Annotated in this window: 7 protein-coding genes and 2 pseudogenes; 2 read left to right on the top strand and 7 right to left on the bottom strand. The window is 59.0% G+C overall.

Annotated features, from left to right (window positions below; translation table 11 throughout):
• Positions 1 to 243 precede the first annotated feature (243 nt).
• Positions 244 to 324, top strand: a pseudogene (locus ACNFBR_RS16390) (4-carboxymuconolactone decarboxylase); the annotation flags it as partial.
• 47 nt (positions 325 to 371) lie between these two features.
• Positions 372 to 491 (top strand): annotated as a pseudogene (locus ACNFBR_RS16385) (zinc ribbon domain-containing protein); the annotation flags it as partial.
• A 7-nt stretch (positions 492 to 498) separates the two neighbouring features.
• Here ACNFBR_RS16385 and ACNFBR_RS16380 read toward each other — a convergent pair.
• The 7 genes from ACNFBR_RS16380 to speB all read right to left on the bottom strand — a co-directional run bounded on the left by ACNFBR_RS16380 (position 499) and on the right by speB (position 17,035).
• A complete protein-coding gene (locus ACNFBR_RS16380) occupies positions 499 to 5,742 on the bottom strand; it encodes an RHS repeat-associated core domain-containing protein (protein WP_416735882.1) in 5,244 nt (1,747 codons plus the stop codon).
• A complete protein-coding gene (locus tag ACNFBR_RS16375; RefSeq protein ID WP_416735881.1) occupies positions 5,739 to 10,886 on the bottom strand; it encodes a hypothetical protein in 5,148 nt (1,715 codons plus the stop codon). The genes ACNFBR_RS16380 and ACNFBR_RS16375 overlap by 4 nt, the downstream gene beginning before the upstream one ends.
• Before the next feature lie 218 nt (positions 10,887 to 11,104).
• Positions 11,105 to 12,793 (bottom strand): choline dehydrogenase, encoded by a 1,689-nt coding sequence (gene betA, locus ACNFBR_RS16370; RefSeq protein WP_416735880.1) that lies wholly within the window; start codon positions 12,791 to 12,793, stop codon positions 11,105 to 11,107.
• A gap of 4 nt (positions 12,794 to 12,797) precedes the next feature.
• A complete protein-coding gene (locus tag ACNFBR_RS16365) occupies positions 12,798 to 14,267 on the bottom strand; it encodes a purine-cytosine permease family protein (RefSeq protein WP_416735879.1) in 1,470 nt (489 codons plus the stop codon).
• A complete protein-coding gene (locus tag ACNFBR_RS16360; protein WP_416735878.1) occupies positions 14,264 to 14,443 on the bottom strand; it encodes a hypothetical protein in 180 nt (59 codons plus the stop codon). Before ACNFBR_RS16360 ends, ACNFBR_RS16365 begins: the two co-directional genes overlap by 4 nt.
• A 96-nt stretch (positions 14,444 to 14,539) precedes the next feature.
• The gene (locus tag ACNFBR_RS16355; RefSeq protein WP_416735877.1) at positions 14,540 to 16,048 is read right to left on the bottom strand and encodes an aldehyde dehydrogenase family protein; all 1,509 of its coding nucleotides are present in this window, start codon (positions 16,046 to 16,048) and stop codon (positions 14,540 to 14,542) included.
• 15 nt (positions 16,049 to 16,063) lie between these two features.
• Positions 16,064 to 17,035: an agmatinase gene (gene speB / locus ACNFBR_RS16350; RefSeq protein WP_416735876.1), complete on the bottom strand. Its 972-nt coding sequence runs from the start codon at positions 17,033 to 17,035 to the stop codon at positions 16,064 to 16,066.
• Positions 17,036 to 17,219: the final 184 nt, after the last annotated feature.

Below are 17,219 nucleotides of genomic sequence, written 5' to 3'. Positions count from 1 at the left end.
TGAACAACTTTCAACACCGATCGAGTGCAAGGTGAAGGAGCAAGGTCTGTGCCAAGCGCAAATAGCGCTAGTTAGCGGGGGTTTGATTGAAAACTGGGTTTAATGGCTGTAAAGAAGTCACTCCAGATAACCCAACCAAGCAGGCTGTTGAAATGCCCCCAGGCACCGTGTGTGCTGTACTTGCCCACCGTGTATCGAAATCATTCCAATGGAGCGTATTCAGTCCACATTCATCGGCAGACCTTGGCCATGATTTCCGCGCTCAACCGGCCCCACGAGCACAAGTTGCACATCCGCGGCGCCGACAACGCCATGGTCCGCGAGATCGTCGCTCCCCTGCCCCCCAAGGACCCTCGCATAGGCCGCTGAGCATGCCCACCACCCCACGCTACTGCCCGCACTGCACCACGCAATTGGCCCAAGGCGTGCCCAACGGCGACACCCACGAACGCCTGCACTGCACCGGCTGCGGCGACATCCACTACATCTCGATAGGTTTCACAATGGGTTCAACCACTGCTTTAAAGAGGTATGCGACTGTGGCTTGGCTCGATTATGCGAGAAGAACCACTGCGGATCATATGCCACATCATGCAACTTAGGATCAGCAGGAAGTTTCACACTTCGCAAATAGACTGTATCCCTTAGATGATCGGTAACAAAATCCACCACATCCGGCATATTCACCCATCCTGGTGCACCTTGATTTTGCCCTTTATTGATCATCTTGTAAGTGTTTCTAGCCGCATCGTCGATAGTATCCACCGAGTACAACGCTGTCAGAGGGTTCACATAGCCTTTAACTGGAGCACCCGTCAATAAGGAAAGCTGCTGTGCAAATGAATGCTTACCTCCGGCCGCACCATAGCACATGTTCAGTTGAATCACATCTGTCGTTTGAAAGTCTATCAATGGCCTACCAGACTTACCGACCAAGGCTCTAAGCTCAGCGTACATCGTACCGGCATCCCAATAGCTTTTATTGTTCGCCCCTGGATAGCTAGGGATCTGCACGACTGCACGAGAGGTTGGAACAGGATAGTTAATTCGCTGCGGCGCCGCACCGTGAAACATCAACTTCAAACGCCTCAACGGGCGTTTGAAATTCGACACAACGCCGGATGACTTAGCTAATACACGACCATGCGCCGCACTCGCACTGGCCTTTAGACCTACATCTTGCAAAGAGTCTGCATAAGCCACCATTTTAATTGAAATCTCCTTAAGAGAATCATCAACTTGTTTACTAGCGACCTTCAGCCTATTCAACAGCGGCCCAATTTTGTCCTGATCGCTTTTTTGAGCCAAGCTCAAGCTATCCTTCATCGTGTGTTCGGAATTTTTACTGCTGGTAATCAACTGCTCAGCTTCAACTTTTACAACAGCAATTTCGTTTTTCGGGCTAAGCAAACTACGACTCTTAAGGGCGCTGTAGCCAGTAGGCTTCATATTACGCACATCAAAAAAATCCAGCAGCATCAACCTTTGTACACGGTCATTAAAACGCCCAACGTTGAACGACTTCAGTAAAGCATCCCAGTCATCTTTCACTTTATCCCAGCGGGCAACATCTACAAGTTTGGTCTGTAACGCCTTCTCACTTCTAGCCAAGTCAGTAGTCAGCGCTGCCAACTCACTCTCCATGGTGCGGATCTCTGTCTGAACGGTTTTTGCATTCGCCAGTGCAGCCTTAAAATCACTCAGCGCCCCTCCTCCAACACTGCTTGCTGCACGTACCACTCCTTCAGATTCTGTCACTACGTCAGACAACACAGATGCGGCTTTCTGCGCCTCATAAATATTGTGCTGCAAAGCCGGCCTGACGTTATAAAGATCATAAGCCACCCATATCTTGGCGGTATAATTAGGGTTACTGCTGTAGTACACAGAACTGGGGGACTCAATGGCGCCTCCCAAGGTGATCATTGAATTGTCAAATTTGGCCTCACTGCCGAACCTTACCGCCTTCTGAGCGCTCCCCCTCACCATGGCAGGGGCTCCAGCCTTCAAACCTCCTGGAAGTTTCCACAGCGACCTCAGCCTTGCGAGATACGCCAGATTACGCAAGCCACGCACAGTTTTCGCCAGGAGCAAAAGCCCTTCGACTGCAAACTTCGCCAACTTAACACCTGCTGAAACAGCCAAATCTGCAAAACCAACGATTGTGGAAGCCAACCCTAGTTTTATTGATAATGCAGGATTAGTATGTTGCACTGCCAATGCCGCGACACCCAATGCCGTAGACGCCATCGCTACCGCCAGTATCAATGCACCCGCCGCGCCCCCCGTCATGACTGCCAAACCAACGCTCAGAACGAACATGTAACCCATCAACGCATATTCCCACCAGGGTGCCGGTGGATGGTACGGTGGTTTGGTGTCGCGGATCATTTCGTCCAGCGACGCCAAATTCTCCTCCTGCTCACGGCGACTCACCATGATATGCCCGCTGGGATCGTGCCAGTTCACCGGGTCTTGACCGGCACAATAAGCACGGTCGTTCAATCCACCTTCGCCGAACGGGCTAAGGCTATCGCTCTGATAGAACGCCTGATGCTGCGGGTCGTACACCCGATAGCCGTTGCCAAGGTGGTAGTGGCCGGTTACAGGATCGACACGCTGTGAGTTGTAGCCCATCCCACCGTGCATCGCATTGAGTCTCTCCAGGGGAGCTTCACCCCAAGGGGTGAAACCGATCGACTGGCTCTGCCACTGGCCTTCGGCGTCCACCACGTATTCTTCGCCGCCACCGCTCTGCGGATCTGCCAGGATGAAATAGAGCCGTGTGCTATCACTGCTTTCACCGTACTCCGTGTGATAGATGATCAATCCCGCTTCTTCATCCAAAACGCGATGCCTCAATGCCAATCCCTCAGCATTCAGCCATCGCTCGCCGCACAACCGCTCCCCGTCATATTCGAGCACTCGGCGCTGATTGCGACCTTCGTCCCACTGCGCGGCTAGGTACCCCGATTCGTCATACTCATAGGAGGTGACGAGCTTTTCCCCATTCTTGACCGACGTCAGTTTCCCATCATAGGTGTAAGCCAAGGTGTACCCTTGGGCATTCCTCACCAAGCTACCATTGGCATCACAAATTAGCTCGGTGACGTGGGGATCATCACTGCCAGGCTGCATCACGCTGACGCTGGTACACCGAGTAGGTTGCGTCTGATCACCATAAGTGTAAGTACGGGCCTCGGTCTGGTCGTCGGCGAAGGTCGTGATACAGGTCAACACACTACCCAGTGCATTGTAGGTATATGCCTGCTGCTTGAGCGCTCGGCCCTGCGCATCCTCGACGGCGAAACCATCGACGGCCTCGACCGTCCAGGCTTCCAGTTCATTGCGCAGCCTGTGGTAGCTGAATGTTTCGCTGCGAGTGGGCTGAGGGTCATCATTGCGGTACCACACTTTCGTCAGCAATTGCCCAATCTGTGACCAGCTTTGCTCGTAGCGGCTCCTGACCACGCCATTCAAGCGGTAGGTACGCTGCGTCTCGCGGCCGAAGCTGTCGTACACCATATTCAGTGCCAGCGTACGCCCGCCGCGCAGGTCGAGTACGACCAGTTGCTCGAGTTCGCCCTGCGCCCCATAGCGATACCGGTACTCCAGCCCGCCGCGCCGTACTCGTTTGCGGCGCTGCTGCCCATCTCGCCAAGCGCGGTTGGTAACGCCACTGGCATGTCGTCCATGACCGTCGCTGCCGCGTAGAGATCGCTGGCTCTGTTGCTGTTGCCTGAAACCACGCACATGGTGTGTCGACAGATACCCCCCCAACAACTGGGGCGCTGTGCTTTCGCAATAGACACGCGCTTGCCCAAATTCGGCCGACTCGGGGCGCTCGCTGAGCATCACTTGGGTGACCTGGTTGTAGCTGAACGAAGCCACCAAACGTTTGGGCACCGCTACACCACCGCCGGCGACGTCAGTGTACCAATTCAGTGTGTTGCCATCGTCGCTATGCTCGCTCCAGATGCGGGTGTCATCCGGGCGTCGATACATCTGACCATCAAGGGAAAACTTCAACGTCGACCCCGCACCTCCAACCGTGCGAGAGATGAGTTTGTCACTCTGCTTCTCGTCATCGCCAAGACTCTGCTGGCCAATCACTTGCTGCGTGCCACCCTTGGCCTTCAACGTAATCTTCACAGGCGTCGTGCCAAAACCTTGATATGTCCACTGCACCTCGCTGTCGTCCGGTGTGGTAATCCGCACTCGCCTGCCCAGCTCGTCGTGGATGCAAGCCCAGCTTCGCTCGACCGTTTGCTGGCCAGCCAGATAGCGCTCCGTCACCCGGGCCAATTGCCCTTTGGCGGTGTACTGCTGGACCACCGCCAACCCGGTTTTGTCCATGGTCTTGGTCAGAACATTCCAACGCTCGTAAAAACGAGTCTGAGTGACTTGGCCATCGGTGTGATTGCGCTGGATCGACGACAGGCGGCGCAAAGGACCTTGCGTCAAGGTGCCAGTCGTGGTCCTTGTGGTCAGGATCTCGCCATTTTGGCCATCCTGCACTGACTCACTTGCTTCTGCCTGCCAGAACCAGTCACGCAAGCTCTGCGATATGGCGACGCCCTCGCTGCGCAGGCACAAACCACCGGGAAGGTAGTCATAGACACACTGATACTCTATCTCGCCATCCGAACCGTAGGCAGTCTCCTCAAGACAGACATAATTGGCATCGTCATGGTTGTCGCCCGCCACCCGTTGCAGCTCACGCCGTACCGGACGTTGCAGACCATCGAGTAACGTGCGCCCATGACGTCCATCCGGCCCTGACGTGCGCACCCAAGTACCGTCTCCCGTATCCAGCCAAACCAGCTGCTGGGTCTCCAAGGCAATACCGTTGCTACCCCCGGTGGTGAAGTCCGCTTCATCCCACGCGTAACTCGTACCGCCGAGCGAACGATCACGGGCATCGTAATGTTGGTACAGCATGGTTTGGGGCCGCCCCAGCTCATCCTGCTGCGTCTCTCGCAGCACCCGGCCACTGCGCGCCGAGCGCAGCTGTTGCGACACAGTGGCAGTCAAGTTGAGGCCACCCTCTTGCAGCGGTGAGGTGCTTTTCGAGAGCAACGTACCGGCCTCGGTATTAATCGTGATCGTTTCCGTCATTGCCCGCGATTGGCAGGTTGCATTGTTTTTGTACCAACGGGTCGAGATCGTCTCAACCACGAACTTGCCAGTGCTTGGGCTATGAGTGATTTGCTGCAGGTCCACGACAATACCTTCACGCCCCTCGGCCTTTCTCACAGCCCAGGGCGTAACGCCGGTATCCACCTCTACCCCCTCGAGCCTCAGTACCGTGTCTGGAATAAGTACGCCACTGGCGTCCTTGCTGCTATTGGCGTAGCCGTACAGCGTCAAGAGCGTGCCCGAACGCCTGTCCTGTTCAGGGAACTGCAGGTACTCACATTGCGCCATCAGCGGCGGTAACAAGCCGTCGGGCAGGTTCGGGCAACTCAGCGCCATAGCCGACTTCAGCGATGTGCTGCCTGCGTCCTGAAGGTTGAACTGTTGCAGCAGCGTATCAAGCAACGGCACCTGGTTGCTGCGGTCGGTGTTGTCGGCAGAGGCTTGGTAGTAGCAAAGGTGCGTGGTCTGGCCATCATGCTCCGTCAACTGAGTAAGCAGCCCCGAGCTTTGGTCATAAACCGAATACGTGGTCTGCGTCAGCTTTTTTTGCGAGCCAGATGTTGCTAAAGACTCGGAAGCAATAGCTGTGCTGTCTTGGCTCATGGCTGGTTCTCCGCGGTGGAAGACTCGAACGGAGTGGTGGGTGGCGGATCATCGGCACCGGATGTGCGCAAGTCTTCCGTGGTCACGACCGTCCTGATCGGCTGGGTGGCCAGGCGGTACCTCACGGTATCGTCGGTGCTGGTGACGCTATCGGGGTAGATATGGGTCGTCGTCTCGCGCATGACCCCTGGTGTTTCCTCGACAATCTCCGTCTCCACACTGAAGCCGTTCTTCAGCGTCCAGGTGCGACGGGTGAAGGGCCCGGTCAGGCCGCTGCCATCGTCGAGCATCTCGGTGGCGACGATGCGATCACCCTCTTGCATCGCCAGATTGTCCAAGCCCTCGAACTGCCACCGATGGCTGACAGTCTGCTGCCCGGCGCCGGGTACCAGGGTGTGCTGGATCACCCGTGACAGGGGGATCACAGTGTTGCTGGTGTCCCAGTTCTTCCAGGCAGGGGCATAGTTCACCTGTTCCAGCGAGCCATCCTCCTCGGCGATGAAGCACAGTACCCGGTCCAGCACCGGCTCGCCTTCGTAGCCGAACTTCACGACCTGCACTGGCGCTGGCGCGTCCTTGCCCTGGCGGCTCAACCGCATCAACAGGCAGTCCTTGATCTGCAGGTCAACCCGGTACTGTTCATCGCTACCCGGCCAGACCGTGAAGGTGGTGTTGTACTCGCCCACCGCCACCGGCTCACCGTGCTGGCCGGTAAGCAGATCGGTGGCGCCGTCGCGAATGGCCAGCAGCCGTACATGGCCTCTCAAGCTTTCCCACGCCAGGCTCAACGTGCCGCCCTGCGGGGAAGTGATGCTGTTCGGCACCAGAACAAAGGCCTTGCGGCTCATGTCCTTCCTGAGCGCTGCGATGTTGGTTATTTTCTCGTTGATCGCCTTCTTCTGCTCGTCGGTAACCCCGACTTCCTTGAGCCATTGCTCCAGATTGCTCTTGATCTTGTCGAGCTTGGTTGTCAGCGTTTGCTTGTAACTTGCGTTCGCCTCGAGACCGTCGTGCCTGTCTGGTTTAGCCAATCGCTCCTGGCGCCCGGAAGGATAGATAACGGTCAGTTCGGTCAGGGCAGCGTAGGAGCCTTTGGCCCCCGTCAAGCAGACGCCGTTGATCAACAGCCGCCGAGTGGAGGCTGCAATTCCGATGTGCTCGGCCTTCAGCGTGATGGTCTGGCCAGTGCTGAGCGTCAACCGGTGCAGGCAGTTGTCGTAGGCGGAAAAACGGAAGGCCCAGCCATCGCCCAGCGCACTTTCGTTGGCCCTGGTAGGGCTGTAGTGCAGCGTCAAGTCGAGCTCCGGGCCTTTGCCATTCAAACCACGGATCACGCCCACGGGGTAATGGGCGTGGAACAGGCCTGTTCGGGGATCGACGCCGTTTTCGCTGGCCCCGCTGATGTCGTAGACCTCCGAGGCAACTGTCTGCGCGTAATCGGCGCAGAGTGTGTCTGGGGGCAAGAACGCTGTGCCGTTGATCAGCGGATACACGCAAAGTGCACACGCCTGATCCACGTCTCGCAAATAATCTCGCAAATAACAAGCGGCTACGATGCCGGCTTCATCAATATAGCTGGCGCTGGAGAGTGGAAAATCATTATCAAACTGCACGCCGTCAGGAATATGAAAATTGACCCCACCACTATGGCGAAGTTTTTTCGAAGACATCTCATTAATAGATAGATCCCGAACCATATCGCCTATCAGATCTGAGGTGTAGAACAAAAACCGGATACTCTTATCGATGGCTTGCGGGCTCAATGTGAGCTGAACGCAACACGAATCACGCATAACAAATGCCCTTAGGTCATTTGTAATCAACGTATCCTTATCGACCTTCAGCTCAGGTATGATTAGCGCATCCTCTAATTCGCGCCGGAAACCCGGGTCTTCGAGAATGCTACCGTCTATATAACCACCTATATAGTTCTCCATGCGCTCCACCACAACTTCAAGTAATTTAAGAGTCCTATCCCCTGTCGAGCCTGTCGAATACCGACTTATCTCCTTTCTAAATGCTTCTGAAGCACACATCATCACCCATACTGAAATTACAGGGTATCGACTATAACAACGCTCATCACTACGAATACTGTCAACCCACAGTTTTTTAACTGAAATAATTGATCTACTACAATAAGTTTCGCCATTTACAATATATGTCGCCACCTCATGAAACAACCACTCGCCACGCCCAAACACTTTTTTAGCCAAATTAACAGACTCTCCTAAAGCGCCACCCATATCTCCATCTTTTTCAAGCCTTTCAAGCTCACTCAACGCAACAGAAACGATCGAATAATTCTCGCGCAAAGAACCATCACGCAATGAATATTGATAATAGTCAGACGCATAATATTCAAGTTTTGAAAAACCAAAACCTATCGACCTCGACACAACAGAAAAATTTGCAAGCGCAATCAGCTCATTACTGACACCCACAAAAATCCCAACCTTCTTAAATACATTTAAAACTTCACACAGCGAGCAGCCTGGAAAAAACTCAAAACATCTATCAAAAAACTCCACCCTCTGAAGGGGTTGCGACAACTTACCCTCAGCAAACAGAAATCTATAATAATCAATAATACCCAATACCTTCAAAACAGCTAACTTGGTACGCCCGCAGCGTACGACACGCAGATTCATCCGCCTATCCGAACACTGAATCCCTTCTGCCCAATACGGTGCTTGCAATTGAAAAATCCAACTATCCTTGCGAGGGATTATTATGTCAGGTCGAGTGATGCGAGAAGCCAACAGAGCACTAATATTTGCCGACCCGACCCGAAAACCAAGCTCCATAAAACCCCTACTTCCTGGGCCATTCCAATAGCTACCGGAGTCACCACGACCGTAACTACTTCGATAATTGTATTCTTCAAGAAAACTATGAAGCCTTACAACATCTTCCGTCGATAGCGCGTCTCCCTCCCATGCCAAGAGCTTCGCACTACCCCATCCGCCCTTCCGCGCATCTACATATGAAAACGCCTCATCCACCACCATACTATTACGCAAAGAGGTGAGGTACTTACCTATACGAGGCGGCGCCTCCTTCACTTTCGCCTCCGGCGCCAACGGACCAGTCGCGAGTTGGCACTCCAGATCCCGCGGCAACCACAGCGTCCACCCCGAAAGATCGTCACTCACATCCTTGAGTGTCGTCCTCTGCACCGACGCCTGCCCCCACCCAATCAAGGACGCGGCGCTTTCGCCGCTGGCCGCCAGGCACTCGTCCAGTGCACGAGCCCAAGCTGCCAAGCTCGAATCCGCATCTGCCTGGAGCCTGAACGACCACGAAGCAACTTCGTGCCCAGTCCAACGGTCAAGCAGCGCAAGGCTCAAGCCATTCGGATAATCGGCATACACCGTCCCCAGTGTCAGCGCTTCCCCCGCCGGTGTTTCGAGGGCCTTTTCATAGTCGCCGGCCAACCCGGGCACACCGAGCACCACCACCCGAACGGGCAACGACACCACCCACAACGCCCAGTCCGTTGCCGCTCCCGGTATGCTGTCGACCGTATCCAGCCCAGCCAGCTGCAGGTACTTCCCGAGCGGCGAGGCGCTCAACGCGGCTTTCAATGCCCCAAGGCAGGCAACGGCGTCAGCATCACTTGCGCCGACCTTGTAAACGAGCGGGGAACCAGGCAACTGCGCGCCGGAATATCGGTCGTACAGCATCAACTGCACTGTCGCCCCCTGAACCGGGCTGAACGTTCCCACCGCCTTATGTCTGCGCCAGGCTAAGCGATCCACCTCCACCGACAGGTCGGAGCATTGCGGCACCCACAACGCGTTGCCTGTTTCGGCTGGCGCTATGCACGGCTGTTCATCCGCTCGCACCCCCGCACGCAACATTCCGTGCATGGCATTGATGGCCGTGCAGAGCGCTGGCGACCATGCACTGGAGGGCAGCTCGGCTTCATCGGCAGGGGTGAACAGGTGCGTCTCGTACAGGTGCAGGGTAGTGCGGTCACGCACCTGCACCACCACACTTTCGCCTGCGGGCAAGGCCATGTCCGGCAGGCGTCCGGCGATCGCCAGATTGGTTCGGAACGGCGCATTGGTGAACAACCGGTGGTCATTGCCATAACACCAGAGCCGGTTCAGGGCGCTTTTCTCGACCGCCCACTTCGATTCGACTGCCGAGGTCCGTGGGCTGTCGCTCGCGCCCACCTCCAGTGCACCGGTATCGCTCAGTCGACCGCCAAGCAGCAGCTTGCCGCCGTCGCTCGCAGCGGGTGCGGCATTGACGGCCTCAAGGAATTGAACCGGCCATTGCGCCACGGCCCTGTTGCTCTGATTCGCGGCCAGCGAAACGCTCTTGACGATGCGTCCATCCTGCTTGCGCACCACCCATGCCCACACCTGTTCGCCAAGCTCCAGATCCCGGTCGGCCAACAAGAATCCCGGGCTACGCCAAACGTGCTCCGCCGCACCGATCGTGTCCGGCTCGAAGCCAGTCATGTCCGGTAGCTTGTCGTTGTCTTCGTCGCTACCGATGTCCACGAAATCGGGCAACGGGCTGTCGAAGTAAGCATATGCCTGCTCCGTACCTTCTACCTCGGACTGCACATCTGCAGGGCCAGGCTGTTCTGCCGGGACTTCTTCCTTGGAGGCCAGCGCCGCACTCAGCAGATAGAGGTCGCCGATGTAGCGGGTAAAGTTCCATTGCCCGTCATAGACGCTCCACTTGCCAAGGGGATCGTATATGGCCTTTATGGCGTCATAGGTCTTCATACCGCTGTCATCCACCCCGAACCGAATGCCGGGGTACTCGGGGTTGTCGATGAAGGTCGGGGATCCGTAAAGGAAGTTCGCGTTCTGAGGTCCCTCGACACCTCCGGGTATGCATGCCAGCACCAGACCACTGGCGGGCGAGAGGGTCTGCCACTTTTCACGCTCGAGCAGAACGGCCCCGGCCGCGATCAAACGCTGGAACGCATCAGCAGCCTCGGTCATTTTCCGATCAAGCTCGGGCACCGACTTGATGTTTGCCACAACAAGCGGACTCGCCTGAGGGGGGGTGGTCGCCAACTCGCCGTGCGCTGCGATGACATAGGTCACGACGCTGCCATCTACGGTAATCGATTCCCCGTTGTGAAGGTGGTTTGTGAAGTCTGCGTCGGTGTAGGCCATGGTCTTTCCCCAAGCGCGCTGGCGGACAGACAAATTCCACTCCCACACGTCATGGGACACAACTGACAAAAATGTCAGGTCAGACTAGGTATGCCCTGAACCTCTCACCTACGGCACCGTGGACTATGGTCGGCCCGCACAAGGGCAAGCAGTATGGCGCGGCACGGGCTACGCCCGTGATCGCGCGTAAACCCGCATTGACCGCACCAACCGGAAATTCAACGGATAGGCATTTCCCGCACGGGCTTGCGGCTGCGCTGCTCTTCCTCCCAGCCCCCCACCAGGCCCACCGGTACATCGACCGGCGCCAGCGGCTGGCGCCCGCGCACCAGGTCGGCAGCACGTTCGGCCAGCATGATGGTCGGCGCGTTGAGGTTGCCATTGGGCTCGCTCGGGAACACCGAGGAGTCGATCACCCGCAACCCCTGCAGGCCCCGCACACGCAGCGCCGAGTCAACCACCGCCATGTCATCCTCACCCATGCGACAGGAGCCGCACGGGTGCATGGTGCTTTCCATGTTGGCGCGTACGAAGGCGTCGATTTCCTCGTCGGTCTGCACCTGCGGCCCGGGTGCCAGTTCCTCGCCACGGTAGCGGTCCATGGCCGGCTGGGCGATGATCTCGCGGGTCAGCCGTACACAGCGGCGGAAGCCCTCCCGGTCCTCCTCGCTTTCCAGGTAGTTGAAGCGAATTTGCGGATGCTGGTAAGGGTCGGCCGACAGCGCCCGCACATGGCCCCGGCTTTTGGGTTTGTTGGGCCCGGTCAGCACCATGAACCCATGCCCCTTGAACGGTTTGTCGCCGTCGTAGCGCATGGCCGCCGGCAGGAAGTGAAACTGGATGTCCGGCCAGCGCAGGCCCTTGGACGAGCGGATGAAACCACCGGCTTCGAAGTGGTTGCTGGCCCCTAGCCCATCCTTGAACAGCAGCCAGCGCAGGCCGATCATGGCCTTGCCCAGCAGGTTCATCTTGCCGTTGAGTGTCACCGGTTCCTTGCACGCATACTGGATGTAGATTTCCGAGTGGTCCTGCAGGTTCTCGCCCACCCCTGGCAGGTCGTGGCGCACCTCGATACCGGCACTTTTCAGCACGGCCGCAGGGCCGATACCCGAGCGCTGCAGCAAGTGCGGCGAACCGATCGGGCCGGACGCCACCAGCACCTCACGGTTGCACATGACCTTGTGCGTCTGCCCGCCCTGGTCATATTCCACGCCCACCGCCCGCTTGCCATCGAGCAGGATGCGCCGGGTCATGGCGTGGGTGACCACGGTCAGGTTGGGCCGGCTCATGGCCGGGCGCAGGTAGGCGTTGGCGGTGGACCAGCGCACGCCGTCCTTCACCGTCATGTGCATGGCGCCAAAGCCTTCCTGCATGTAGCCGTTGCAGTCATTGGTCTTGATGTAGCCGGCTTCGGCGCCCGCCTCGACCCAGGCGCCGTACAGCGGGTTCTGCATGTTGTTGCCGTTGTTGGTCGACAGCGGGCCCGCGCCGCCGCGGTAGTCGTCGCCACCGAACTTGTACTGCTCGGCACGTTTGAAGTACGGCAGGCAGTTGCGGTAGCTCCAGTTCTTCGCGCCCAGGCTTTCCCACTCATCGAAATCACAGGCATGGCCACGGATGTAGACCAGGCCATTGATCGACGACGAGCCACCCAGCACCTTGCCCCGAGGGCAATGCAGGCGCCGATTGTCCAGGTGCGGCTCGGCCACGGTCTCGTAGTGCCAGTTGTACTTCTTGGTGTTCATCGGCAAGGAGAATGCACTGGGCATCTGGATCAGCACGCTACGGTCGCTGCCACCGAACTCCAGTACCAGCACCGAGGTGCCGGCGTCTTCGCTGAGGCGGTTGGCCAACACGCAGCCAGCAGAGCCCGCACCGATGATGATGTAGTCGTATCGCTTGGTCATTGTTCTAGTCCTGTGCGCGAAGGCCGACGGCCTCGATGTTGCGTTCATTACGCTTTGGGTAGCCGCCCCAACCCAGGCGCGCGGCCAGCAGTCGGGTCAGGCCGTAATGCACCAGCCCGGCCAGCAGGCAGGACGGTAGCGAGGCAGTGGCGAAGGTGAAGAAGTCGGTATGGGCCAAGGTCTGTGGGTTGAACACCACCACGTAGATCGCGAAGCCCGCCACCAGCGCCACCAGGGCGATGGGGTTGAAGCCTTTGCAGTAGCGCAGGGGTGACGTGCTGGGCTCGGCGTAGATCTGGCGCAGGTTCAGGCGCTGCTTGCGCAGGAAGAAGTAATCGGCGATGCCGATACCGGCCAGGGCACTGTTGAGCGCGGAGGTCCACACCAGGAAGATGAAGAAGCCATCGTAGATACCCGGCAGCAGCACCACGATCACCACCGGGATGATGCAGAACAGCGTGATCAATAGCCCCCAGCCCATGCTGCGCAACCGCTCCCCAGCCAACTGGCGCAAGCCGATCACCGCCGTGTAGAGGATGTTGACCATGCCGGTCAGGTTGGCCAGCGCCAGGAAGCTCAGGGCGATGATGCCAAAGCCCATGCCACCGGCCAGGCGCATCCAGGCGGTAGGGTCGCTGCTGCCCAGGGTGGTGGCGGCGAACAGGCTGACCGACTCGCCCAGCGAGGCAGCGCCGAAGATGCCCACCAGGTTGGGCCAGAAGGCGGTACGCTGGTTGCTGCACAGCCGCGACAGGTTGCCGATGTAGGGCCACCAGGAAAAGCCCGCGGCAATGTTGATTTCCACCGCGACCATGAAGTTGACGTGCGGGTTCTCGAACGGTGGCTGCAAAGGCGGCATGGCCAACAGCTCGTCGAGGCTGTAGCGGCGCGAAATGAAGTACATCAGCGCCAGCATGATCAGGATCAGGCTAGGCGCGATCACCGCGCTCAGGCGGCGGATCATGTCTGGCCCGCGCATGGCGACCAGCGCTGCCAGCACGATGGCCAGCAACGCCCCGGCGGTCACCAGCCAGCCGTCGCCGTCGGGCTGGCTTTGATGCACCAGGGTCTGCAGGTTGTCCAGCGCCCGCCCGCACATCAGCCCCAGCACCGCCAGCCAGCCCATGGTCAGCACCACCACCGAAAGGAAGTAGACCAGCCGGCTGCCATTGAGGCCGAACATGCTGCGCAGGAAGGTGAACTGCTCGACGCCGTACTTGCCGCAAGGCAGGCAGGTGGACGAGGCGGCCAGGACCACGCCGATGATGTTGCCGATGACGATCGCCGCAATCCCTTGCAAAGGCCCGACGAACAGCGCGGTAGCGCCGCCGATCAGGAACACCCAGGTGGCCACCGCCAGCGCCGAGTTGGCGTAGGCGAAGCCCCAGAAACCCCACACCCGCTCATTGGGTAGCAAAGGGGTGTCGCCACGTTCCGCGCTCAGGCGAAACTCCTGCTCACGGGAAGCGCTCATGGCTGGCCTCCCAGGTAGTACGCACCTGCCACCATCACCAGCGTCAGCAAGGCCAGTGCGACCACATCAGCCGCCGTCAAGGCGCCCGGCCACTGCGCCCTCTGCTCCAGTTCCTCATAGGCGCACAAGCGCCTTTCCAGGTCTTGCGCACGCTCCACATCCACTTGGCTGTTCATCGGCATCACCTCTACAGGTTCTTGTTCTTGAAATTCGATGCTTGATTGAACCTGCGTCGCTCGCCAAACCTCAGCGACGCAGGTAGGCCCTGAACCTCAGGGCAAGGTGATCCAGACTGCCTTGGTCTCCAGCAGAAACTCCAATTGTTCCGCACCCAGGTCCTTGCCATAGCCCGACTGCTTGTAGCCACCGAACGGCATGGCCGGGTCAAGGGTGCTGTGGGCATTGACGTACACGGTACCGGCGCGCAGTTGCGGGATCAGCCCGTGCACCTTGCCAAGGTCGTTGGAATAGATCGCCGCTGCCAGGCCGAACAGCGAGTCGTTGGCAAGCTGCAGTGCCTCTTCCTGGCTATCGAACGGCTGGGTAACCAGCACCGGGCCGAAGATTTCCTCGTTGACGATGCGCATGTCATTGCGGCAGTGGGCGAAGATCGTCGGCTGCACGTAGAACCCCGGGCCGTCGAGCGGCTCGCCACCGTAGTGCACCTGGGCGCCTTCGGCCTTGCCCAGGGCGATATAGTCCAGTACCCGTTGCTGCTGCTGTTGCGACACCATGGGGCTGATGAAGCAGTCGGGGTCCAGCCCCGGGGCAATCTTCAAGGTCGCCGTGTAGCGTGCCAGCGCGTCGAGAAATGCCGGGTAGACACTGCGCTCGACATAAGCACGGGTACCGGCGTCGCACACCTGCCCGGAGTTGAAGAACACCCCATTGGCCACGGCTTGCGCCGCCGCCTCGATATCCGCGTCGGCAAACACGATCACCGGCGACTTGCCACCCAGTTCGAGGGTAAGGCGCTTCATCTGGTCCATTGCCGTCTTGCCCACCGCACAACCCACTGGGGTAGAGCCGGTAAAGCTCAGCTTGTCGATGCCTGGGTGGCTCGACATCGCCTGGCCGACCACGCTGCCGCGCCCAGTCACGATGTTCACCACTCCATCTGGAATGCCCGCCGCCTGTACCAGTTCGGCGAAGCGCAGCGCCGACAGCGAGGTCAGCTCTGCCGGCTTGACCACCACGGTGCAGCCGGTGGCCAACGCCGCGCCCAGCTTCCAGGCCATGGTCTGCAGGGGGAAGTTCCACGGCACGATGGCACCGACCACCCCCACCGCTTCCTTGCGGGTGTACGCCAGGTAGTTGCCTGGCAGCGAAGGCTCGACCGTGCGGCCGTGGATCTTGCTGGCCCAACCCGCGAAATAGCGCAGGGTATCGACCGTGCCCTGGATGTCGACGGCACGCGCCTGCACCACCGACTTGCCCATGTCGATGGCTTCGATCTGCGCCAGTTCGTCGCCGTGGGTTTCAATCAGGTCGGCCAGGCGATGGATCAGGCGCTCACGCTCCAGCGGTTTGAGCTGGCGCCAGGCGCCGCCATCGTACTGCGCGCGTGCGGCACGCACCGCGCGGTCTAGGTCATCCGCGGTGCCCATGGGGATGCGCGTCAGCACCCCTTCGGTGGAGGGCTCGATCACTTCGGCACTGCCACCGTCGCTGGCCTCCAGCCAGGCACCGCCGATGAACATGCGCTGCGGCTTGCTGAGAAAACGCTGGGTCGCCTCGGAAACACCAAAGGCCTGCAAGTAGGCTTTAACCTTGTTGTCCACAGTACAGTCTCCGGGTCAGCGTGCTTTGGCGCGCGCGTGGAAGATGAAGCCGATGCTGTTCATCAGCAGTTGCGCAGCGAGGATCGAGGTCATGCCGGTGGGGTCGTAAGCCGGGGCCACTTCGACCAGGTCCATGCCGACGATGCGGCCATGGCTGCGCCGGGCCAGGGCCTGGATGATCTCCAGCACTTCGTAGTACAAGAATCCGCCATGGCTCGGCGTGCCAGTGCCCGGGGCGATGGACGGGTCGAAGCCGTCGATGTCGATGGTGATGTAGTAGTTGCGCCCTTCCGGGATTTTCGCCAGCACGCCCGCGCAGCCCAGCCGGCGGACGTCACGTACGGAAAGAATCTGCGAACCGGCGTCACGCGCGGCGTCGTAGTCGTCGCGGTTGGATGAGGACACGTTGCGAATGCCCATCTGGGTCATGCCGACAATGTGCTCCAGTTCCGATGCGCGGCGCAGCGGGCTGCCATGGCCGTAGCGCACGCCGTGACGCTCGTCGACGAAATCCAAGTGGGCGTCGAAATGCACGATGTGGATCGGCCCATGGCCTTCGAACGCCTTGATCGCCGGGGCATGCACCGAGTGGTCACCGCCCAGCACCACCGGCATCGCCCCCGCCGCAAGAATCTGCCGCACGGCCGACTCGATGTTGGCGTTACTGCTGGCCATGTCGGTATGCACGATGTCGGCGTCGCCCACATCGACCATGCGCACCTGGTCTTCGGTCAGGTAAGTGGCGTCATCTTCGAAGTCGTATGCACCGGCGTGGCCAAACGAAAACAAGGTCGATGCCTCGCGAATGCCGCGCGGCCCAAAACGCGCCCCTGAACGCCACTGGGTGCCCATGTCGTTGGGTGCGCCCAAAATCGCCACATCCGCGTCGATTGCCGCCCAGTCGGTGCACACCGGCGCCTTGGCGAAGGTGCAATGGCCGACGAAGGGCAGGTTCAGACGGCCAGACTCGTAACCGTGCTTTGCCATGTTCTGCTTTCTCCACTTGTTGTTCTATGTCAGGAGACGGGGCGACTGCTCGACCACCGTTGCAGCCACTATGGCAACCGGGTTGGCGGGGAAAAATGCGCAAGTGCAGATACATACATCGCCCCGGCCCGATGTATTGGCAAGCAGCGAGGCCAGGCGAGGCCAGGCATTGCAGTGGCGAGGC

This window comes from Pseudomonas sp. NY11955, assembly GCF_048068035.1.
GTDB lineage: Bacteria > Pseudomonadota > Gammaproteobacteria > Pseudomonadales > Pseudomonadaceae > Aquipseudomonas.
This window is presented reverse-complemented; position numbering and strand designations above follow the sequence as displayed.

Excerpts from the sequence above, each read along its gene's own strand:
- ACNFBR_RS16375 (WP_416735881.1), bottom strand. The coding sequence starts at position 10,886 with ATGGCCTACACCGACGCAGACTTCACAAACCACCTTCACAACGGGGAA.
- ACNFBR_RS16365 (WP_416735879.1), bottom strand. The coding sequence starts at position 14,267 with ATGAGCGCTTCCCGTGAGCAGGAGTTTCGCCTGAGCGCGGAACGTGGC.
- betA (WP_416735880.1), bottom strand. The coding sequence starts at position 12,793 with ATGACCAAGCGATACGACTACATCATCATCGGTGCGGGCTCTGCTGGC.
- ACNFBR_RS16380 (WP_416735882.1), bottom strand. The coding sequence starts at position 5,742 with ATGAGCCAAGACAGCACAGCTATTGCTTCCGAGTCTTTAGCAACATCT.
- speB (WP_416735876.1), bottom strand. The coding sequence starts at position 17,035 with ATGGCAAAGCACGGTTACGAGTCTGGCCGTCTGAACCTGCCCTTCGTC.
- ACNFBR_RS16360 (WP_416735878.1), bottom strand. The coding sequence starts at position 14,443 with ATGAACAGCCAAGTGGATGTGGAGCGTGCGCAAGACCTGGAAAGGCGC.